Here is a 21,373-nt window from a genome sequence, read left to right on the forward strand (position 1 = left end):
CCTATTCCTCCTTGAAGTGGGTCCATCTAGCGATGAGCATACGCAATCGCTGACATTCCTCGTGGGCTCGGGGGCCATCCGCATGCTGGATCGCCATCACGCTGTAGGTGGTTCCGTCGGTCAGATCGAGGGTCGGCCAGGGGTCGTCTCCCTCCGGGGAGAAAGCGACGCCGAGAATCTGACCCCAGGCGAAGGTCCGCGTCCTGACCATGTTCTTCACGACCAGGCCGGATTCGCTGGGTCGGGCCTGGATGTCGGCGACGCGCAGCAGGGCGGCTGCGGAGATGATTCCCAGCAGGTTCATCCAGACCACATCGAGCGGGGTCCAAGGGTCCCAGTCCACGACGAGCAGTGCCACGGAGAGCACGGCAAAGCCGATGAACACCACCACTGCGCCGACGGTGCTGATGACGCGCACCTGGCGGGGTCGGAAGACGCGGAAATCAGATTCGGCAGGCGCCAATGTTCGTCACCAGAATCGCACGTGCACCGACCGCGTAGAGGCGGTCCATGACGTTGTTGACCTCTTTGGATTCGACCATGACGCGGGCGGCGACCCAGCCAGTCTCCTGCAGTGGGGAGATCGTGGGTGATTCGAGGCCGGGGGTCAGCCCGAGAGCTTGTGGCAGGAGGCGCTCTTCGATGTTGTAGTCGACGAGAACGTACTGACGGGCCACCATCACCGATTCGAGCCGGCGCTTGAGCACCTCGATGGTCTCGGCTGCCCCATCGCGTTGGACGAGGACGGCCTCGGACTCCAGCAGGGGTTCGCCGAAGGTCTCAAGTCCTGCCGCGCGCAGGGTGCTGCCGGTTTCGACCACATCGGCGATGGCATCGGCGACGCCGAGCTGGATGGAGACTTCGATCGCTCCGTCGAGCTGCACGGTCTTCGCATCGATGCCTCTGGCCTGCAGGTCGGCGTCGACGAGGTTGGGGAAGCTGGTGGCGATGCGGGCACCCTCGAGCTGTGCCGGGGAGGTGTAGGAACCGCTGACACCGGCGTAGAAGAAGCGGGAGGCACCGAATCCGAGTCCGATGACTTCCTGCGCCTCGGCCTTCGACTCCAGAAGCAGATCGCGACCGGTGATGCCGGCGTCGAGGATTCCCGACCCGACGTAGACGGCGATGTCGCGGGGGCGCAGGTAGAAGAATTCGACGCCGTTGACTTCATCCTGATGGACCAGGGTCTTGCTTCCCCGGCGGGTGGAGTATCCGGCCTCGCTGAGCATTTCGGAGGCGGCTTCGGACAGTGCGCCCTTGTTCGGCACGGCTACACGCAGCATGGTGTCCTTTTGTGTTTCATCGTCAACGGTTGTGAGTGGTGCTCGGACTGCGGTTCAGGCGGTCTCTGGTTCAGGCGGTCTCTACAGATGCGAGTTGACGTCGTCGAGGCTGAGATCCTTGGCGACCATGAGCACCTGGAGGTGGTAGAGCAGCTGGGAGATCTCCCCGGCAAGCTCGTCCTTGGTCTCGTACTCGGCCGCCATCCAGACCTCTGCGGCTTCTTCGACGACCTTCTTTCCGATCGCATGGACTCCGGCGTCGAGTTCGGCCACGGTCTTCGAGCCTTCGGGGCGATCGAGGGATTTCTGCAGGAGTTCGGCGTAGAGCGAGTCAAAGGTCTTCACGAATCCAGCCTAATACATCGCCTACTTCGCGTCCGCACAGGGTCTCGACCAGCGGGACAGCCCCAGTGAGCGGAACGGTCTCATTCCTCCGGGCTGCGGTTGATGTCCGTTGCGCCGAGGTGGGGCGCAGAGATCGTCTGCCGTGATCTCTTCGACCAGTCGATGAAGCCGATGACGACCATGACGAGGAAGATGAGGTACACAGCCCCGGAGAACACGAGGCCTCCGGCTACTGCCAGGGGAATGCCGACGAGGTCGACGGCCAGCCACACGAACCAGAATTCGACGATCGCCCGTCCCTGGGCGTACATCGCCACGAGTGATCCGATGAAGATGTAAGCGTCTGGGTAGGGGTTCCATGACCATCCGCCCAGTGCCAGGACATAGCCGAACACCGCGGTGCCCAGCAGCAGGGCACCGATCAGGAGGAATCGTTCCTTCCAGGTGGCCCAGCGGACGAGGACCTCTCCTGCGGCTTCGCGCGATTTGTTCCACTGCGTCCAGCCCCACACCGCGGCGACGATGATGACGACCTGCCGGGAGGCGTTGCCGCCCAGGCCCGCGGAGATGCTCGCGGCGAAGAGCAGGATGGAACCGAGGATCTGCACCGGCCAGGACAGGATGTTGCGGCGCAGCGCCAGGACCACAGTGGCCAGGGCGCAGATGTTGCCGAACAGGTCGGAGTACGGCACTGGTTTGCCCAGCAGTTCGAATGCCGGCGTGTTCAGCCAGTCGAGCAGTTCCATATCGGCCTTCTTCAGTGCACGTGTGATGCTGCGAGTTCACGCAGCCCTGAGATCGCGGCGGCGGCGTCTTCGGGTCCGTAGACGGCGGAGCCGGCCACGAGCACATCGGCACCGGCGTCGACAACGCGTTCGACCGTCGAGGTCGACACTCCCCCATCGACCTGAAGTTTGATCTCAAGCCCGGAAGCCGAAATCGCTTCACGCGTGCGCCGGATCTTCGGCAGGCACACATCGAGGAACTTCTGCCCGCCGAACCCGGGTTCAACGGTCATGATGAGGATCTGATCGAACTCGCCGAGGAGGTCGATGAAGGGTTCGATCGGAGTCGCCGGCTTGAGTGCGAGGCTGGCTTTGGCTCCCAGCTTCCGGATCTCCCTGGCCAGACGCACGGGTGCGGCGGCCGCCTCGGCGTGGAAGGTCACCGAGGCACAGCCGAGTTCGGCGTAGACGGGGGCGTGCCTGTCCGCCTCGGCGATCATCAGGTGAGCGTCGAGTGGGATCGGGCTGATCGCCTGGATCCGTTCGACCACGGGAGGACCGAATGTCAGATTGGGGACGAAATGGTTATCCATCACGTCGATGTGAGCCATATCTGCCGTGCTGATCTTCGCCAGTTCGCCCCGCAGGTCCGAGAAATCGGAGCTGAGGATGCTGGGATTGATCTCGATCGCCATTTCAGTTCGCCTTCCGCATCAGAGCCAAGAACATTCCATCGGTGTTGTGGACATGGGGCCACAGCTGAGCGTACCGTCCCGCTCCCCTGGTCACCGAGGCAAACCCCTCGGCGTCGGTGCCGGTGACCTCGGCGAGGACCGCCGGTGCGTCGAGGATCTCGACGTCGGTTTTGCGCAGGACATCGTCGACGACGAGCACGGTCTCTGCGTAGTGGGAAGAACAGGTGGAGTAGGCCACGACTCCCCCGGGAGCGCAGGCGTCCAAGGCCGCACGCAGAAGCTCGCGCTGCAGCCCAGCCAGGGCATTGATGTCCTCGGGGCGCCGCCGGTAGCGGGCTTCGGGACGACGCCGCAGGGCGCCGAGGCCCGAGCAGGGGACGTCGACGAGGACCTTCGCGTAGGGACCGGTGGCATCACGGGCATCTTGGACGCGGGTGGTGACGTTGTCGAGTGCCTGGGTGGAAGACCTCACGAGTTCAACCCGGTGCTCACTGGAGTCGAAAGCGTCGAGGGCACCGCCCTGCTGTTTGGCGATCGCTGCCAGGACTGCGGCCTTGCCGCCGGGGCCGGCGCACAGGTCTGCCCAGTTGCCTGCCGGTGCCTCAACCTGTGCCAGCGCCAGCGCCACCAGTGCGGAGCCTTCGTCCTGCACACGGGCGCGGCCGGTGGCGACGGCATCGACGTTCTTGGGCACGGCGGTCTCGAGGGTGACGCCGATGGGAGAGAATTCGGTCGGGGCCCCAGGCAGCTCGCTGCGGTCCACGAGTCCGGGCAGGGCGGAGACGCTGACCTTGGCCGCCGCATTGTCTGCCTCCAGCAGTGCCTGCAGTTCGGAGGCCTGACGACCATGGCCCTTGAGTGCTTGGGTCATGGCCCGAACGATCCATTCGGGATGAGAGTATTCGATGGCCTGTTCGCCCACAGCGGTGGCACCGTCAGTCACGCGACGCAGCCATTCGGCCCGGTCGACCTCGGAGATCCGACGCAGCACGGCGTTGACGAATCCGGCGGTCTTCGGTGCATTGGTCTTGATCACGGCGACGGTCTCAGACAGTGCTGCATGGTCGGGCACGCGCATGGACAGGATCTGGTGGGCGCCGAGGCGCATTCCGGCCAGCGGTTCGGCGTCGATGCTGTCGATGGGCCGGTTCGCGGCCCTGGCGATGATCGCATCGTAGAACTCCTGTTGGCGCAGGGCGCCGTACGTCAGTTCCGTTGTGAACGCCGCGTCCTGGGGTTCCATGTGCGTGCGGGCCAACTTGGCGGGCAGGAGCAGGTTCGCGTAGGAGTCCTTCGTCTCTACGTCGAGGAGGACCTCCCAGGCGATGCGCCGCGGCAGGTTCTTCGCCTGTCTGGGCTCACGCTCCGTCTGCTGTCGGCGCGGAGCCGACTTCCTGCCGGCTCCACCTGCTTTCCGGCGTGAGTTGCCGGCTGCGTTCCCGGCTGGCTGCTTCCGTGGCCTGCGCTCTTCTGCTGGCATCTGTCTCATGCTCCTTGCTCGGGATCGGCCGCCGGCTCGGCGCTGGTTTCCAGGGGATCGAATCGGATGTCGCCGCGGCCGCGCAGGAAGTCAACGGCGGCCATGCGTGCTTTGCCGAAGGGTTGGATCTCCGCCACGTGGACCCATCCGTCGCCGCAGCCAAGCACGGCGGTCTTCTCCCAGGATGTCAGGAGGCCGACCTCTGGCGGGTCGGTGACCTCGGGAGCAGGTGTGAGACCGAAGAGTTTGGTCCGCTTCCCATCGACATCGGCCCATGGTCCGGGGCTGGGGCTGACTCCCCGGGAGCGGTCGATGATGGCCTGTGCTGGTTCGGTGAAGTCGAGATGAGCATCATCGACGCCGATCTTGTCCGCGTGGGTCGCCTCTCCGGACTGTGGGGTGAGGACTGCGGTTCCGTCCTCGAGGTCGTCGAAGGCGGCGACCAGTTCTGCCGCGCCTTTGTGAGCGTAGTCATCGAGTGCGGTGGCGACGTCGGGATGGTCAAGCGGCAGTTCGAGGCGACGCAGGACGGGGCCGGAGTCCATGCCCTCGTCGATTCTGAACACGCTCACCCCGCTGTGCTGTCGGCCCTCGATCAGGGCTCGCTGGACGGGTGCGGCTCCGCGATGGGCGGGCAGGAGGGAGAAGTGGAGGTTGAACCAGCCGAGTTCGGCGGTGGATAGGGCTGCCGGTCCGGCGATTGCTCCATAGGCGACGACGGCCACGGCATCGACCTTGAGCGCGCGGAGTTCGGCGATGACCTCACCGCGGAGACGACTCGCTTCGATGACATCGAGACCCAGCTCAAGTGCGCGGGCCTTGACCGGCGAGGGGGTGAGGACTCGCTTGCGTCCCACCGGGGCGTCGGGTCGGGTGAGGACGGCACGGATGCGGTGTCGAGATTCGACAAAGGCCTCGAGGGCTGGCACTGCGGCATCCGGGGTTCCGGCGAAGACGATATCCACTTGAGGAATTCTACTTGTTCGGTCCGCAGGTGCGGCGCCCGGGCATCATCGGGCTCACAGCGACCGCGGATCGTCGATGCGGATACGGACTTGGGGCAGCTTCTTCGCCGACCGCGAGGCGATGAGATGGGCCAGTGATTCCCCCACCGCGTCGCCAGCCGCGATCGGATAGGCTGCGACCGCTTTCTGGTCATCGCCGTCGGAGTCGCGGATGAGTTCGGTCAGTTCGGGCACCTCGGCGAGGACTGCGTCGATGCCGGTGCCGGGACCGGTGAGTTCGACGATGCGACGGTAGGGCGGGAATCCGAGTTCCCTGCGATCGCCGAGTGCTCTGGACATGCTGGTGACCGGGTCGAAGGTGGTCACCGTGCTCCGGATTGCCTCGTCGGTGTCGCCGAGGTAGACGACTCCCCCGGCAGTGCGTGATCTCACGAGGACTGCCGCACGCAGTCGTCGGCTGATCCCCTCGTCGGTTGAGCGCATCCAAGGCCCAGGCCACAGCGAGTCGAGCAGAATGGCGCAGGCGTAGCCCCCGAGAGCATAGGGTTCGGCTCCGGTGGTGGCGACGACGATGCGGGCAGTGTCATCGATGGCGACGGGAATGTCATCCCCGCCGGATTCTAGGATTTCGATCCCCGGCATGGCCTTGCGCAGCTCTTCGACGGTGCGACCCCTGCCGCGCACGATCGACCGCACCTGGTTCGAGCGGCAGCGCCCGCAGGAGAAGGTCTCGGAGTGGAAGCCGCAGGATCGGCAGGCGAAGGGCCCCACCTCGGACTGGGTGGTCAGCGTGGCCGAACAGTTGGGGCAGCGGGCGACCTCTTGGCATCGTGCGCAGGCGAACACCGGGTAATACCCGGCTCGTGGGACCTGGACGAGGACGGGGCCGACCGCGTTGGTGTCCTTGGTTCCGGGGCGCAGGGCACCACGCATGAGCTGCCAGGCCCGCGAGGGGATGCGCTGCCAGGCGAAGGGGTCACGTTCCTCATCGGGGACGAATACTCGGGGTGCTCCCTCGCGACGTTCCGGGCCGGTGGGCGTACTGTCGCGCAGCCACCCGACTTCCACGAGACGCTGGATCTCGGCGCTGCGGTCGGTGGAGACGAACAGCAGCCCGGTGGTCTCGATGGTCGACCTCAGCAGGCAGACCTCTCTGGCGTGCGGGTAGGGAGCGTGCTGGTCGAGGTAGTTCGAGTTCGAGTCGTCGAAGCAGATGATGAGGCCCAGGTCTGCGACGGGAGCGAAGGCCGCGGCTCTGGTGCCGATCGTTATGCGTGTGTGTCCCAGCAGTCCCCGCAGCCAGGCATTCCACCGCTGTTCGGGCGATTGGTCGGCGCTGAGCACCGAGTGCGAGTCGATGTCCGCGCTGGCGTCGAGGGCCGCTGAGAGGACAGCAAGTTCGCGGTGATCGGGCACCAGCCACAGCACGGACTCCCCCGCGGCCAGTGTGGCCCTGGCTGCGGCCAGTCCGGCGGTGATCCAACTGAGTCCCGGGGTGGGCCCGGGTACGCAGGTCAGTGCGATGCGCGGATGTTCGGCGGCGGGGAAGTCCTCTGCCTGGTCGGACGGGGAATGTCTGAGGACCCATTCGCCGAGGCGGCCGACCGTGTCCTCGGCAGTCGCCGTCTCGTTGTCTGCAGCGGTGGTCGAGTTCTCGGACGCCGTGCTCGCGTTACCGGAGTCTGTCGGTGCGCTGGAACTGCTCGCGTTCTGCTCACGCGTCTTCTCAGCCTTGAGAACGGCCTTCTCGGCGCGGGCGTGGCGTGGTGGGATCGCCAGCCGAAGGACGTCGGAGAGTGTGCCGGCGTAGCGGCGGGCGGTGGCGGTGCCGAGACGCAGCAGCTCGGGGGTGAGGACTGCGACCGGACTGGTGATGCGTTCGATCGTGGCCAGTGGTCCGATGTGATCGGATGACTCGACCCGCTCGAGCAGGAAACCGTCACGCAGCTTACCTGCGAACTTGACCCGTACTCGTACACCCGGACGGGCGGTGTCGGCGAACTTCTCCGGCACCGCGTAGTCGAAGGCACGGGCCAGGTGCGGCACCGGGTGATCGATGAGCACTCGGGCCACGGGATCCTCCGCAGCCACCGGCACCTGTCCGAGGGCAGAGGTGCCGGTGTCGATCGGAAGAGGTTCGTCCATCAAGCCGAGGAGACTGCACGCAGCAGATCGTCGGCGCGGTCCGTGACCTCCCAAGTAAAATCAGGGAGCTCGCGGCCGAAGTGACCGTAGGTCGACGTCTGGGAGTAGATCGGGCGCAGGAGGTTGAGGTCCCGGATGATCACGGCCGGTCGCAGATCGAAGACCTCGCGAATCGCCTTCGAGATCGCGTTCGGGTCGACCTTCTCGGTGCCGAAGGTCTCGACGTAGAGGCCCATCGGGTCGACACGGCCGATGGCGTAGGAGACCTGCACCTCGGCGCGGTCGGCGAGCCCGGCCGCCACGACGTTCTTCGCCACCCAACGCATGGCATAGGCAGCAGAGCGGTCGACCTTCGACGGGTCCTTCCCAGAGAAGGCACCTCCACCGTGGCGGGAGTAGCCGCCGTAGGTGTCGACGATGATCTTGCGACCGGTCAGTCCGGCATCGCCCATCGGTCCGCCGGTGACGAAGGGACCGGCCGGGTTGATGTGGATGTTGGCATGAGAGTCGTCGAGACCGGAACCGGCGATGACCGGATCGATGACGAAGTCCTTGATCTCGGAATGCAGCTGGGCCTGGTTCACGTGTGCCGCGTGCTGGGTCGAGACGACGATGTTCTCGATCGACACGGCTTCGTCGCCATCGTAGCCGAGTGTCAGCTGGGTTTTGCCGTCGGGGCGCAGGTAGTCAAGGGCGCCGGTCTTGCGCACCTCGGACAGCTTCTCGGCCATGCGTGAGGCCAGGTGGATCGGCACCGGCATGAGGACATCGGTGGCGTTGTCGGCATAGCCGAACATCAACCCCTGGTCTCCGGCGCCCAGGCTTGAGCCGTGGTCGGATTCCACGGCTTCACGGAAGTCCAGCGGGTTGGTCACACCGGAATGGATGTCGGTGGACTGGCTGCCGATGGACACGGAGACTCCGCAGGAGTGTCCGTCGAATCCGGTGTCGGAGGAGTCATAGCCGATTCCTGTGATGAGCCGGCGGACGATGCCGGCGACATCGGCGTAGGCCGCGGTGTTGACCTCGCCGGCGACGTGGACGAGACCGGTGGTGACCATCGTCTCGACTGCGACCTTGGCGTTCGGGTCCTGACTCAGCAGATCGTCGAGAACGGCATCGCTGATCTGGTCGCAGATCTTGTCGGGATGGCCCTCGGTGACGGATTCGGACGAGAAGAAACGCAGATTTGATTGACTCACGGCGTCGATTCTACGCATTCCATTCGATTCACGAGAGCCGCGATGACCTTTTCCGAAACATCGTCCTTGCTGCCGTGGAATTCCACGGATGCGTCGACGTCAGTGCCGTCAGCGCTGAGGATCTGGACGGCGTTGTCATCGTGGCCGAAGGCTCTGTCCTCGGAGACATTGTTGAAGACCAGGAGGTCGACACCCTTGCGCCGGAACTTCGCCTTGGCGTAGTCGAGCGCACTGTGATGAGAATCTCCGGTCTCGGCGGCGAATCCGACGATGATCTGCGACTCGGGGCGTGACTGCACGAGCCCAACGAGCACATCGGGGTTCTGCACCAGGTTGAGGGTCAGGCCCTCACCGCCGGACTTCTTCATCTTCGAATCGGTGCGCTGTGCCGGCCGGTAGTCGGCGACGGCTGCGGCCATGATGATGGCATCGGCCTCGGGTTGAGAGGCGAGCATCTGGGTCTGGAGTTCGAGCGTGGATTCGACGTTCGTGATGCGCACGTTCTCCGGCAGACCGGACAGGAGTCCCGTGTCGATGTTGGCCGCGACCAGGTCCACGTGGGCTCCGGCTGCGGCGGCGGCTCGTGCCAGTGCGATGCCCTGTTTGCCTGAGGAGCGGTTGCCGAGGAATCTCACGGGATCGAGTGGTTCTCGGGTTCCGCCGGCACTGACGACAAGGCGCTTGCCCTGCAGCGGTCCGCCGAGCTTGGCGGCCGCAGCGTTCGCAGCGGCGGCAAGGGCGAAATCAACGATCGTCTCGGGTTCGGGCAGGCGCCCGGGACCGGAGTCGGGTCCGGTGAGTCGTCCCACAGCGGGTTCGAGGACATGGATGCCGCGCTGCTTCAAGGTCGCAATGTTGGCGACGGTGGCAGCGTTCTGCCACATCTCGGTGTGCATGGCCGGGGCGACGACCACCTCGGCGGTCGTCGTCAGGACCGTTGCGGTGAGCAGGTCATCGGCGATGCCTGCGGCCAGTTTGGCCAGGGTATTGGCTGTGGCCGGCGCAATGACGACGAGTTCGGCATCCTGCCCGATGCGGACATGGTTGACCGACTCGACCTCGTCGAAGACGTCGGTGCTCACGGTCTGCGAGGACAGTGCCTCAAAGGTGGCGGCACCGACGAAGTTCAGCGCGCTGGCAGTGGGCACGACCTTGACGCTGTGCCCGAGCTCCCGGAGCCGCCGAATGACATGGCACGCCTTGTAGGCGGCGATTCCACCGGCGACGCCGAGTACGGTTCTCACTGGTCGCTGAAGTCCAGTGCGCCATCGTTGCTGGCAGCGGGCTGCGCAGGCTCCTGGCTGAGGCCACCGAAGTCGGCTTCGGTGACTTCGCGAGCCACGATCTTGCCCTCGTTGATCTCGCGGAGCGCGATCGACAGCGGCTTCTCATGGGTGCCGGGGGTCACCAGCGGACCGACGTTTTCGAGCAGTCCCTCTTGGAGCTGGGCGTAGTAGGAATTGATCTGGCGGGCTCGCTGAGCCGCAATCGAGACCAGTTCGTACTTCGAGCTGGTCACGGCCAGCAGATCATCAATCGGTGGATTGGTGATGCCTTCAGGTTGTGCAGGCAATGAATGTCCAATCTAATCGGTAGTGGATATACCCATCAATGATATGAGTTCTTCGGCCGCAGTGCGAACGTGGTCATTGACGATGGTGACGTTGAACTCGGATTCGGCCGCCAATTCCTGCTTGGCAGTGGTGAGTCGACGCTCCTGTTCGGCCTCTGATTCCGTTCCGCGACCGGTGAGTCTCGACACGAGCTCGTCCCAGCTGGGTGGTGCCAGGAAGACGAACAGCGCCTCCGGCATCTTGTCCTTGACCTGGCGTGCGCCCTGCAGATCGATCTCCAACAGGGCCGGAATCCCCTGAGCAAGCTTCTCCTGCACTTGGGCCGAGGGCGTGCCGTAGCGGTGGCGACCATGGACCACGGCGTACTCGAGCAGCTCACCGGCGGCGATGAGCGAGTCGAATTCGTCATCGCTGATGAAGTGATAATGAACACCATCGACTTCGCCGGGCCGCCGTGGCCGCGTGGTGGCGGAGACGGAGAACCAGACCTCGGGATGGTGATCTCTGATGTACGCGCTGATGGTGCCTTTTCCGACCGCGGTGGGACCCGCGAGAACGGTCAGTCGATTATTCACAGATCTATTGTTCACACATTCAGGAGTATTTCTCCAACAGGGCATTCTTCTGGTGTACGCCCAGGCCCTTGATCCGACGTGACGAGGCGATGCCCACGTCGTCCATGGCCGCTTCCGCACGCCGGTCGCCGACTCCCGGAAGGGATCTCAGCAGATCGACGACGCGCATCTTCGCGAGTGCTTCGTCTGCGTCGGCCTTCTTCAGCACGGCGGCGAGATCGGTTTGACCATTCTTCAGCGCTGATTTGACCTCGGCTCGCGCCTGACGCGCTTTGAAAGCCTTGTCAAGAGCGGCTGAACGCTGTTGCGGGGTCAAAGGTTCGAGTGCCACATTATCTCCTCTGTCACCATGAACGGGCAGGTAGGGAAGTTGCTTCAGTCTAAAACAAAAACCCTCGTGAGAGGCATAAAGCGGCAAAGAAAACTCAATTGCTCGCAGAACTGCTCACTTCGGGTCCACCCCACTCCACCTCAGGCGACGCAGAAAATCGGAGGAGAGCATTCAGGCAATCGGCACAGAGCAGGCAACGAGAGAAGGCGTGCAGGCCGCACAATGACGCTGCCTGCACGCCTTAAGCGCAGTGAGATCAGACACACGCTCAGGTGGTCTCAAACAGCTCCTGCGCGACCGGCTGACATGTCCTGCGAGTCTCAGATCACCTGTGTCAGGGACTCGTTGAGCGACTTTGCCGCTGCCCGCACGCCTTCGGGTCCTGCGCTGAGCACGGCCCGTGAGGTGGTGGCCAGGATCTGGTTGGCCGCGATGGCCTCGGATCCGAAGACATCGATCAGCTCGGCGATCCCTGCTCCCTGAGCACCGACCCCGGGTGCCAGGATCGGACCGCCGCATGCGGCCGGGTCGAAGCCGAGGTCACGGGCCGCGGACCCGATCGTGGCACCGACCACCAGGCCGAACCGGCCCAAGCCCTCGGTGGAGTCTGCCTCGTTGCGCGCGGCGACCTGGGACACGATCGACCCGGCGACCGAGTCACCGAAGCCGTCTGCGGCCTCACCACGTCGTGCGTGCTGAACTTCCGCACCTTCGGGATTCGAGGTCAGGGCCAGGACGAAGACGCCCCGATCATGCGCCTCGGCGAGGTCGAACGCCGGGTCCAGTGCCCCGAATCCGAGATACGGGGAGACCGTGATCGAATCCGCTGCCAGCGCCGAGGTGGGCTCCAGGTAGGCGCGTGCGTACGCTCCCATGGTCGACCCGATGTCCCCGCGTTTGATGTCGAGGACGCTGATGAGCTCGTGTTCCCGGCAGGCAGCCAGAGTCTCTTCGAGCGCAGCGACCCCGGCCGAACCGTATTGTTCGTAGAAGGCCGACTGCGGTTTCACGGCGGCCACAGTCCCGGACAGTTCAGACACCGTGCGCAGAGAGAATTCGCGCACACCTTCCGCCGTGCGCGGCAGTCCCCAGGCCTCGAGAAGATGATCGTGGGGGTCGATGCCCACGCACAGTGGTCCGTGCTCGTCCATGGCCGCCTGGAGGCGGGCGCCGAACATCACGCGCTCCAATCCTGCAGACTGCGAACCTTGAACGTCTTGTCGCGGACGACCTCGAGCGAGGTGACTGCCGCGGCGAATTCGGCCAAAGTGGTGATCAGCGGCACGGAGTTCGCTGTGGCAGAAGCACGGATCTCGTAGCCGTCTGCGCGTTCCTGACGGCCGGACGGAACGTTGATGACCATATCGATCGTCCCCGCTGCCAGGTAGTCGAGGATGGTGCGATCCTCGGCATCGGCCTCGAAGTGCTTGTGCACCTGAGTGGTCTTGATGCCGTAGCGGGACAGGACCGCGGCCGTGCCGGTGGTCGCGACGACGTCGAAGCCCATGTCGACGAGTTCCTTCACGGGCAGGACCATGGCGCGCTTGTCCCGGTCAGCGACCGAGACGAACACCGTACCGGAGGTCGGCAGCTTCACCGATGCGCCCAGGAGACCCTTGGCGAAGGCCGTCGGGAAGTCGTGGTCGATGCCCATGACCTCACCCGTAGAGCGCATCTCCGGTCCGAGGATCGAGTCGACGACCTTGCCCTCGACGGTCCTGAACCGTCGGAACGGCAGGACCGCTTCCTTGACCGCGATCGGGTGGTCCAGAGGCAGCCGCGAACCGTCGCCGGTCTCGGGGAGCATGTCCCCGCGCAGATCTGCGATGGTGCGGCCGACCGCGATGAGCGCTGCTGCCTTGGCCAGCTGAGTGGACGTGGCCTTCGAGACGAAGGGCACGGTCCGCGAGGCGCGGGGGTTGGCCTCGATGACGTGGAGCACGTCGGCGGTGATGGCGAACTGGATATTGAGCAGTCCGCGCACATTGGTGCCTTCGGCGATCGCCGCGGTGGCGGTGCGCACGCGTTCGAGCACATCCTCACCCAAGGTCAGCGAGGGCAGCACGCACGCCGAGTCACCGGAGTGGATACCGGCCTCCTCGATGTGCTCCATGATGCCGCCGATGAAGATGTCGGTGCCGTCATAGAGGGCATCGACGTCGATTTCGATGGCATCTTCGAGGAACCTGTCGACGAGGACCGGACGGTCCACGGAGATCTCCGTGGCCGTGGCCATGTAGTCCACCAGCTGCGTGCGATCGTAGACGATCTGCATTCCGCGGCCACCGAGAACATAGGACGGACGCACGAGGACCGGGTAGCCGATCTCCTCGGCGATCTTCTCGGCCTCGGAGTAGGTCACGGCGGTGCCGTGCTTCGGTGCGGTGAGCCCGGCACGGTCGAGCACGGCCCCGAACTCGCCGCGGTCTTCGGCCAGGTCGATGGCCTCAGGCTGGGTGCCGAGGACCGGCACGCCTGCGGCCTTGAGCTTATCGGCCAAGCCCAGCGGGGTCTGCCCACCCAGGGTGCAGACGACACCGAGCATGGGACCGGCGGCCACCTCGGCGTGGTAGACCTCCATGACATCCTCAAAGGTCAGAGGTTCGAAGTAGAGACGATCGGCCGTGTCATAGTCCGTCGACACGGTCTCGGGGTTGCAGTTGACCATGATGGTCTCGAAGCCTGCCTCGGAGATGGCCATCGTCGCGTGCACGCATGAGTAGTCGAACTCGATGCCCTGACCGATCCGGTTCGGACCCGAACCGAGGATGAGCACGGCCGGCTTCTCACGCGGGGCGACCTCGGTCTCCTCGTCGTAGCTCGAGTAGTGGTACGGGGTGTGTGCGGCGAACTCACCGGCACAGGTGTCAACGGTCTTGAACACGGGGCGGATCCGCAGGGCGTGGCGGACACCGGTGACGACACCGGTCTCCATGCTGCGCAGTTCGGCGATCTGCTCATCGGAGAAACCGTGGTTCTTCGCGACCTTGAGCACCTGGGGATCGAGTTCGTCTGCTGCGGAGATGAACTCGGCGACCTCATTGATGAGTTCGATCTGGTCGAGGAACCAGGGATCGATCTCGCAGGCCTCGAAGACCTCCGCATTGGTCAGTCCCGCAGCCAGACCCCGCTGCACGGAGTGGATGCGATCCGCGGTGGCATGCGAGATGGCTTCGAGGACGGACTCTCTGACGTCCTCGTCGCTGATGTCGGGCAGGTCGGTCCAGGAGAATGAGGCCTTTCGCTGCTCCATCGAGCGCATGGCCTTCTGCAAGGCGGTGGTGAAGTTACGGCCCAGGGCCATGACCTCGCCCACGGACTTCATGGTCGTCGTCAGCGTCGGGTCGGCTGCGGGGAACTTCTCGAAGGTGAACCGTGGGATCTTGACCACGACATAGTCCAGCGTCGGTTCGAAGCTGGCAGGGGTGACCTTCGTGATGTCGTTGGGGATCTCGTCGAGCGAATAGCCGACGGCCAGCTTCGCGGCCATCTTCGCGATCGGGAATCCGGTGGCCTTCGAAGCCAGGGCCGAGGAGCGCGAGACTCTCGGGTTCATTTCGATGACGACGATGCGGCCGGTCTTCGGATCCACGGCGTACTGGATGTTGCAGCCGCCGGTGGCGACGCCGACGGCGCGGATGACGTCGATGCCGATGTCGCGCATCTTCTGGTATTCGCGGTCGGTCAGCGTCAGCGAGGGTGCCACCGTGATCGAGTCACCGGTGTGCACGCCCACAGGGTCGACGTTCTCGATCGAGCAGATGACGACCACGTTGTCCTTGTGGTCGCGCATGAGTTCGAGTTCGTATTCCTTCCAGCCGAGGATCGATTCCTCGAGGAGCACCTCGTGGTTCATCGAATCGCCCAGTCCAGCTCCGGCGATGCGGCGCAGGTCGGCTTCGTCATAGGCCATGCCCGAGCCGAGCCCGCCCATGGTGAACGACGGCCGCACGACGACGGGATAGTTGAGCTCTTCGGCACCAGCAAGTGCCTCGTCGATGGTGTGGCAGATGACGGACTTGGCCGATTCTGCGCCGCACTCTTCGACGATGGTCTTGAACTTCTGACGGTCCTCGCCGCGCTGGATGGCTTCGACGTCGGCGCCGATGAGTTCGACCCCGTACTTCTCGAGGGTTCCTGCGTCGTGGAGTTCGATCGCGGCGTTGAGCGCCGTCTGACCGCCCAGGGTCGGCAGGATCGCGTCGGGGCGTTCCTTCTCGATAATCGATTCGATGATGTCGGGATCGATGGGCTCGACATAGGTGGCGTCGGCGACATCGGGATCGGTCATGATCGTCGCCGGGTTCGAGTTGATGAGGATGACGCGCAGGCCCTCTTCGCGCAGCACACGGCAGGCCTGGGTGCCCGAGTAGTCGAATTCACAGGCCTGACCGATGACGATCGGTCCGGAACCGATGACCAGGACGGATTTGAGATCTTGTCTGAGTGGCATGAGTGCTCCTTAGGCCTGTGCGACCTGGGAAGTGGACATGAGGTCGATGAAGCGATCGAACAGGTAGCTCGAATCGTGAGGCCCGGCGGCGGCCTCCGGGTGGAACTGGACGGAGAACGCCGGAATGTCGAGGCACTGGAGGCCTTCGACCACGTCGTCATTGAGGCACACGTGGGAGACGGTGACTCGACCGAAGTCCGCGTCGTGTGGTGCCTGCGTCTCGCCCTCCAGGGGCGCGTCGACGGCGAATCCGTGGTTCTGCGAGGTGATCTCCACCTTGTCGGTGGTGCGGTCCATGACCGGGACGTTGATGCCGCGGTGACCGAAGGGCAGTTTGTACGTGCCGAAGCCCAGTGCTCGGCCCAGCAGCTGGTTGCCGAAGCAGATGCCGAAGAACGGGATCTTCGCAGCCAGGACCTCGCGCAGGAGTCCGACCTGGTCATCGGCGGTCGCCGGATCCCCGGGGCCGTTGGAGAAGAAGACTCCGTCGACGCCCAGCGCCTTGATCTCGTCGAAGCTCGTCGTGGCGGGCAGGAGGTGGACGTCGATGCCGCGTTCGCTCAGGCGTTCCGGCGTCATCGATTTGATGCCCAGGTCCAGGGCCGCGACACTGAACTTCCGCTCTCCCACAGCGGGGATGAGCTGGGGCTCGGTGATCGAGACCTCTTCGGCCAGTTTCGCGCCGGCCATATGCGGTGAGGCCTGGACCTTGGCCAGCAGCTCTTTGTCATCGGCATCGGCGGCGGGACCGGAGAAGATGCCCATGCGCATGGCACCGGCTTCGCGCAGATGCAGGGTCAGGGCACGGGTGTCGACGTCGCTGATGCCCACGATGCCGGATTCTTCGAGGCGCGTGGACAGGTCTCCGATGGAGCGCCAGTTCGAGGACACGCGGGAGGCGTCGCGGACGACATAGCCGGCGACCCAGATCTTGGCCGATTCGTCGTCATCATCGGTGATTCCCGTGTTGCCGATGTGCGGCGCGGTCTGGATCACGATCTGACGGTGATAGGACGGGTCGGTCAGTGTCTCCTGATAGCCCGACATGGCGGTGACGAAGACCGCTTCGCCCAGGGTCTCTCCGATGGCGCCGTAGGCAGAGCCTCGGAAGGTGCGTCCGTCTTCGAGGACGAGGACGGCAGGTGTGGTGGACAGTGTCATTGTGCCTCTTCGATCATTTCGCGGATGCGGTCGACGGTGGGGGTGGTGCTGGCGGCGTAACGGGCGCGGAAGCCTGTGTCGACGAGGGTCTCCCCCAGCCGCCAGGTGATGCGGACGATGCCGCCGCGTTCGACGAATTTGCCGATCATGCCGGCGGTGGTGTCGACGGAGACGATGTCGCGCCTGGGGATAAGGAAGTCCTCACGTCCGGCGAGGTCCATGATGACTCCCCCGTCGGTGACGACGATCTCTCCCGTGGTGCGGATGCCGAGACCATGGACGGCGACGCGTTCGAGTGGGTGCCCGGCCAGGGTCGTCGACACATAGGAGCCTTCGACAGGTTCTGCGACGGGCTTGATTCCCATATGCGGCTTCGCTGGCTGCGGGACGTCGGTCTGGCTCTTCTTTCGTCGGCTCCACCCCCAGGTGATGGCGAGGACCAGCAGCAGGAAGACGACCGCGATGATGATGACGCTTACTGGTCTGTCCATGATGCTCCTGCCGGATGGGGTGTGCTGAGTCGTCCGCCGGAGAGAACCCGGTGGCCGTAGAAGAATGTGTCGGTGATCGAGGTGGAGACCTCAAGACCGGCGAAGGGGTTGTTGCGGCCCTTCGTCGCGTGGTCATCGGGCACGATCGTGTGCGTCGAGTTCGGGTCGATGAGCACGATGTTGGCACTGGAGCCGATTTCGAGGCTGCCATGGCCGGTGGCCCCGGTGATCCGCGCCGGAGTCACCGACATGACCCGGGCGAGGTCGCCGTAGTCGAAGTCGTAGTCCGCCATCGCCTCGACGACGATGGACAGTGCCGTCTCCATGCCGACCATGCCCATGGCCGCGGCCGTCCACTCGCTGCATTTGTGTTCGGCGGTGTGTGGGGCGTGGTCGGTGCCGATGACGTCGATCGTGCCGTCGGCCAGCGCCTCGCGCAGTGCGGTGACATCGGCCTCGGTGCGCAGCGGCGGGTTGACCTTGTATACAGGGTCGAAGCTGCGGACGAGTTCGTCGGTGAGCATGAGATGGTGCGGGGTAACCTCGGCGGTGATCTCGACTCCGCGCGACTTCGCCCAGCGGATGATGTCGACGCTGCCTTTGGTCGAGACGTGGCAGATGTGCAGCCGTGAGCCCACATGCTCGGCCAGGAGCACATCGCGGGCGATGATCGATTCCTCGGCGACGGCGGGCCAGCCGGGCAGTCCCAGCTCAGCGGAGACGACACCCTCGTTCATCTGCGCGCCCTCGGTCAGGCGCGGTTCCTGTGCATGCTGGGCGATGACTCCGTCGAAGGTCTTGACGTATTCGAGGGCCCGGCGCATGAGCAGCGGGTCGGAGACGCAGATCCCGTCGTCGGAGAAGATGCGGACGCGAGCCGCCGATCGGGCCATGGCTCCGATTTCGGCGAGGTTCTTGCCTTCGAGTCCGATTGTCACGGCACCGATGGGCACGACTTCGGTGTAGCCGGCGGTACGCCCGAGGCGGTGGACCTGTTCGACCACGCCTGCGGTGTCGGCGACAGGTGCGGTGTTCGCCATCGCATGGACGCAGGTGAACCCGCCCGCCGCGGCCGCTCGTGACCCGCTCAGGATCGTCTCCGCGTCTTCCTTTCCCGGTTCGCGAAGATGCGTATGCATGTCGACGAGCCCAGGCAGAGCGATCAGTCCTTCTGCACTCACGACTTCCACCGAGGTGTCGTCGGGATCGAGCAGATCCGGATCGACGATCGTCGAGTCCTTGATGGCGATATCGGCACTTCCCTGGCCCAGCACGTTCGCACCGCGGATCAGATAGTCAGTCATTGGTCTCCTCCTGGCCTGTCAAGAGGCGGTACAGGACCGCCATGCGCACGCTGACTCCGTTCTCGACCTGGTCGAGGATGAGGGCGCGCGGTGAGTCGGCGGCTGCCGCTGAGATTTCGAAGCCGCGGTTCATCGGCCCCGGGTGCATGATGAAGGTCTCCTTCGGCAGTCCCGCCAGGCGGGCCGCGGAGAGTCCCCACAATCGTGCGTATTCGCGTTCGTTGGGGAAGAACGATTCGTGCATGCGCTCGTGCTGGACACGCAGCATCATCACGGCTGCGAAGTCTTCGCTGTGCAGCGCCTCGTCGAGGTCGTAGTGCAGGGTCACAGGCCAGGTCTCGACGCCCCAGGGCAGCAGCGTCGGGGGTGCGACCAGATGGACTTCGGCGCCGAGGTTGGCCAGCAGGTGAACATTCGAGCGGGCTACCCGGGAGTGGAGGACGTCGCCGACGATGGCGACCTTCGCCCCGTCGAGACCGCGTCCGCGTGGGCCGTCCTTGACAGCACCCGAGGCGGAGAATCCGCCGAGGGCACGGCGCAGGGTGAAGGCGTCGAGCAGTGCCTGAGTGGGGTGTTCGTGAGTGCCGTCGCCGGCGTTGACGACGGGAACATCGATCCAACCGGTGTGGGCCAGGCGATGCGGGGTGCCGGATCCGGGATGCCGAACGACGAGCGCATCGGCGCCCATGGCCGAGATCGTCTGGATGGTGTCCTGCAGGCTCTCGCCCTTGGATACCGAAGAGCCCTTGGCGGAGAAGTTGAGGACGTCGGCGGAAAGCCGCTTGGCCGCTGCCTCGAAGGAAAGACGGGTCCGTGTCGAGTCTTCGAAGAAGAGGTTGACCACGGTGCGTCCACGCAGAACAGGCAGCTTCTTGACCTCACGGTCAGAGACCTGTGTCATCTCTTCGGCGATGTCGAGAATCGAGATGGAGTCCTCGCGGCTCAGCGACACGGTGTCGAGGAGGTGCTTCATTCGCGGCCTCCCGAGATGGTCACGCCGTCTTCGCCGTCGATCTCAGCCAGGGAGACATTGACGCGTTCGCTGCTGGAGGTGGGGAGGTTCTTCCCGACGTGATCGGCCCTGATCGGCAGGTCCCGGTGGCCACGGTCCACGAGCACGGCCAGCCGAACCTTGGACGGACGGCCCAGATCCGAGAGCGCATCGAGTGCGGCTCTGATGGTGCGGCCGGAGAAGAGCACATCGTCGACGAGGACGACGGTCTTGGCATCGATGCCGGCGGCGGGAATGGTGGTGGGCTCCGGGGCGCGGTAGGCGCCGCTGCGCAGGTCATCACGGTACATGGTGATGTCGAGGCTACCGACGAGTTCGCCTGCCATCTCCGGTCGTGCCGAGATCGAGGCGATCTGTTCGGCCAGCCGGGTGGCCAGGGGCACCCCGCGGCGTGGAATCCCTAGGAGGACGAGGTCATCGCTGCCCTTGTTGGACTCGATGATCTCGTGGGCGATACGGGTCATTGCCCGTTTCATATCTGGGGCATCGAGCACTGTTCGCTGTGTCATGCTTCCCCTTCTCCGCCTCTCCGGACGGTGGTTAAAGGAGTGGTTCGATTCGATTGTAGACCTCGGTTGAGCGAGGTCGGTTCGCGGGTCCGGATTCCGGACCCGCGGACTCAGATCAGGGTCGGCTTGACGTCCAGGACGCGTGAGAGCAGACCCGAGATGAAGCCGGGTGAGTCATCGGTTGAGAACTGCCTGGCCAGGGACACCGCTTCGTCGATCGCTGCCTTGTCGGGCACCTCGTCGTTGAAGATGATCTCCCAGGTCCCGATCTGGAGCAGCGCCAGATCAACGGCCGGCATCCGCTCCAGAGTCCAGCCCTCCGCATAGGTGGCGATGATCTCGTCGATCTCCTCACGATGACTCGTGATTCCTTCGACGATCTCCACCGCGTAGGCCTTCATCGGATAGTCGGGATCGTTGGACCTCATGGTCACGATCTGCTCGGTGTCGAGGCGTCGCTGACCGGCCTCGAACATCAGTTCCAGGGCCCGACGGCGGGCCCGCGTACGTGCTGACACTTACTTGACGCGACCCAGGTAGTCGCCGTTGCGGGTGTCGACCTTGACCTTGGTGCCCTCTTCGAGGAACAGAGGCACCTGAATGTCGTATCCGGTCTCCAGCGTCGCAGGCTTCGAGCCGCCGGTGGAGCGGTCGCCCTGCAGGCCGGGCTCGGTGTGGGTGATCAGCAGCTCGACCGACGGCGGCAGCTCTACGGAGAGCGCCGTGCCCTCGTGGAAGGAGATCTGCAGGTTCTGGTTCTCGAGCATGTAGTTGGCGGCATCACCGACGAGCTCAGGCGAGACGCTGACCTGGTCGTAGTCCTCAGCGTCCATGAACACGTAGTCGGTGCCGTCATGGTAGAGGTACTGCATGTCGCGACGGTCGACGTTGGCTGTCTCGACCTTGGTTCCGGCGTTGAAGGTCTTGTCGATGATCTTGCCGGAGATGACGTTCTTGAGCTTGGTGCGGACGAATGCCGGACCCTTGCCGGGCTTGACGTGCTGGAACTCCAGCACCTGCCACAGCTGCTTGTCGATATTGAGCACAAGGCCGTTCTTCAGGTCGTTGGTTGAAGCCACTAATCCGTCCTTCTTCGTGTCAGTCTTGGCCACCGCGAGGTGAT

The 21,373-nt window shown here is 64.7% G+C and carries 22 protein-coding genes; all 22 read right to left on the bottom strand.

Features of this window, described 5'->3' with window-relative positions; genetic code table 11:
• Position 1: 1 nt before the first annotated feature.
• The gene (locus tag BAUR9175_RS00460; RefSeq protein ID WP_101582640.1) at positions 2-463 is read right to left on the bottom strand and encodes a PH domain-containing protein; all 462 of its coding nucleotides are present in this window, start codon (positions 461-463) and stop codon (positions 2-4) included.
• Positions 444-1,283 (bottom strand): ATP phosphoribosyltransferase, encoded by an 840-nt coding sequence (gene hisG, locus BAUR9175_RS00465; protein ID WP_009881409.1) that lies wholly within the window; start codon positions 1,281-1,283, stop codon positions 444-446. Before hisG ends, BAUR9175_RS00460 begins: the two co-directional genes overlap by 20 nt.
• Before the next feature lie 81 nt (positions 1,284-1,364).
• Positions 1,365-1,628 (bottom strand): phosphoribosyl-ATP diphosphatase, encoded by a 264-nt coding sequence (locus tag BAUR9175_RS00470; RefSeq protein WP_009881410.1) that lies wholly within the window; start codon positions 1,626-1,628, stop codon positions 1,365-1,367.
• Positions 1,629-1,708: 80 nt separating this feature from the next.
• On the bottom strand, positions 1,709-2,374 hold the full coding sequence (locus BAUR9175_RS00475; protein ID WP_009881411.1) for a nicotinamide mononucleotide transporter family protein: 666 nt from the start codon (positions 2,372-2,374) through the stop codon (positions 1,709-1,711).
• An 11-nt stretch (positions 2,375-2,385) separates the two neighbouring features.
• Positions 2,386-3,048, bottom strand: coding sequence for a ribulose-phosphate 3-epimerase (gene rpe, locus BAUR9175_RS00480; protein ID WP_009881412.1), 663 nt, complete (start codon positions 3,046-3,048; stop codon positions 2,386-2,388).
• Position 3,049: 1 nt separating this feature from the next.
• Positions 3,050-4,537 (bottom strand): RsmB/NOP family class I SAM-dependent RNA methyltransferase, encoded by a 1,488-nt coding sequence (locus tag BAUR9175_RS00485; RefSeq protein WP_241211483.1) that lies wholly within the window; start codon positions 4,535-4,537, stop codon positions 3,050-3,052.
• Positions 4,534-5,493 (bottom strand): methionyl-tRNA formyltransferase, encoded by a 960-nt coding sequence (locus BAUR9175_RS00490; RefSeq protein ID WP_069600246.1) that lies wholly within the window; start codon positions 5,491-5,493, stop codon positions 4,534-4,536. Before BAUR9175_RS00490 ends, BAUR9175_RS00485 begins: the two co-directional genes overlap by 4 nt.
• Positions 5,494-5,547: 54 nt before the next feature.
• A complete protein-coding gene (locus BAUR9175_RS00495) occupies positions 5,548-7,638 on the bottom strand; it encodes a primosomal protein N' family DNA-binding protein (RefSeq protein WP_069600247.1) in 2,091 nt (696 codons plus the stop codon).
• Positions 7,638-8,840, bottom strand: a complete 1,203-nt coding sequence (metK, locus tag BAUR9175_RS00500) for a methionine adenosyltransferase (protein ID WP_009881416.1) — start codon at positions 8,838-8,840, stop codon at positions 7,638-7,640. The genes BAUR9175_RS00495 and metK overlap by 1 nt, the downstream gene beginning before the upstream one ends.
• Positions 8,837-10,084, bottom strand: a complete 1,248-nt coding sequence (gene coaBC / locus BAUR9175_RS00505; protein ID WP_101582650.1) for a bifunctional phosphopantothenoylcysteine decarboxylase/phosphopantothenate--cysteine ligase CoaBC — start codon at positions 10,082-10,084, stop codon at positions 8,837-8,839. Before coaBC ends, metK begins: the two co-directional genes overlap by 4 nt.
• Positions 10,081-10,413 (bottom strand): DNA-directed RNA polymerase subunit omega, encoded by a 333-nt coding sequence (gene rpoZ, locus BAUR9175_RS00510; RefSeq protein ID WP_009881418.1) that lies wholly within the window; start codon positions 10,411-10,413, stop codon positions 10,081-10,083. Before rpoZ ends, coaBC begins: the two co-directional genes overlap by 4 nt.
• A 12-nt stretch (positions 10,414-10,425) precedes the next feature.
• Positions 10,426-10,989 (bottom strand): guanylate kinase, encoded by a 564-nt coding sequence (gmk, locus tag BAUR9175_RS00515; protein ID WP_009881419.1) that lies wholly within the window; start codon positions 10,987-10,989, stop codon positions 10,426-10,428.
• Between the two features lie 19 nt (positions 10,990-11,008).
• Positions 11,009-11,320: an integration host factor, actinobacterial type gene (gene mihF / locus BAUR9175_RS00520; RefSeq protein WP_096158782.1), complete on the bottom strand. Its 312-nt coding sequence runs from the start codon at positions 11,318-11,320 to the stop codon at positions 11,009-11,011.
• Between the two features lie 320 nt (positions 11,321-11,640).
• The gene (pyrF, locus tag BAUR9175_RS00525) at positions 11,641-12,498 is read right to left on the bottom strand and encodes an orotidine-5'-phosphate decarboxylase (RefSeq protein WP_101582651.1); all 858 of its coding nucleotides are present in this window, start codon (positions 12,496-12,498) and stop codon (positions 11,641-11,643) included.
• Positions 12,498-15,773, bottom strand: a complete 3,276-nt coding sequence (gene carB, locus BAUR9175_RS00530; RefSeq protein WP_101582653.1) for a carbamoyl-phosphate synthase large subunit — start codon at positions 15,771-15,773, stop codon at positions 12,498-12,500. Before carB ends, pyrF begins: the two co-directional genes overlap by 1 nt.
• A gap of 9 nt (positions 15,774-15,782) precedes the next feature.
• Positions 15,783-16,934, bottom strand: a complete 1,152-nt coding sequence (gene carA / locus BAUR9175_RS00535; protein ID WP_009881423.1) for a glutamine-hydrolyzing carbamoyl-phosphate synthase small subunit — start codon at positions 16,932-16,934, stop codon at positions 15,783-15,785.
• Positions 16,931-17,425 (bottom strand): PH-like domain-containing protein, encoded by a 495-nt coding sequence (locus BAUR9175_RS00540; RefSeq protein WP_009881424.1) that lies wholly within the window; start codon positions 17,423-17,425, stop codon positions 16,931-16,933. Before BAUR9175_RS00540 ends, carA begins: the two co-directional genes overlap by 4 nt.
• The gene (locus BAUR9175_RS00545; protein ID WP_009881425.1) at positions 17,410-18,729 is read right to left on the bottom strand and encodes a dihydroorotase; all 1,320 of its coding nucleotides are present in this window, start codon (positions 18,727-18,729) and stop codon (positions 17,410-17,412) included. Before BAUR9175_RS00545 ends, BAUR9175_RS00540 begins: the two co-directional genes overlap by 16 nt.
• Positions 18,722-19,702 carry an aspartate carbamoyltransferase catalytic subunit gene (locus tag BAUR9175_RS00550; RefSeq protein ID WP_096145599.1) on the bottom strand — a complete coding sequence of 327 codons (981 nt, stop codon included), beginning with the start codon at positions 19,700-19,702 and terminating at the stop codon, positions 18,722-18,724. Before BAUR9175_RS00550 ends, BAUR9175_RS00545 begins: the two co-directional genes overlap by 8 nt.
• Complete coding sequence (pyrR, locus tag BAUR9175_RS00555) at positions 19,699-20,250, bottom strand: bifunctional pyr operon transcriptional regulator/uracil phosphoribosyltransferase PyrR (protein ID WP_009881427.1); 552 nt, start codon at positions 20,248-20,250, stop codon at positions 19,699-19,701. Before pyrR ends, BAUR9175_RS00550 begins: the two co-directional genes overlap by 4 nt.
• A 110-nt stretch (positions 20,251-20,360) precedes the next feature.
• Entirely contained in the window at positions 20,361-20,768 is a 408-nt protein-coding gene (gene nusB / locus BAUR9175_RS00560; RefSeq protein WP_029416485.1) for a transcription antitermination factor NusB, read from the bottom strand.
• Positions 20,769-21,329 carry an elongation factor P gene (gene efp, locus BAUR9175_RS00565; protein ID WP_009881429.1) on the bottom strand — a complete coding sequence of 187 codons (561 nt, stop codon included), beginning with the start codon at positions 21,327-21,329 and terminating at the stop codon, positions 20,769-20,771.
• Positions 21,330-21,373: the final 44 nt, after the last annotated feature.

Source organism: Brevibacterium aurantiacum, from assembly GCF_900169065.1.
GTDB classification, from domain to species: Bacteria; Actinomycetota; Actinomycetes; order Actinomycetales; family Brevibacteriaceae; genus Brevibacterium; species Brevibacterium aurantiacum.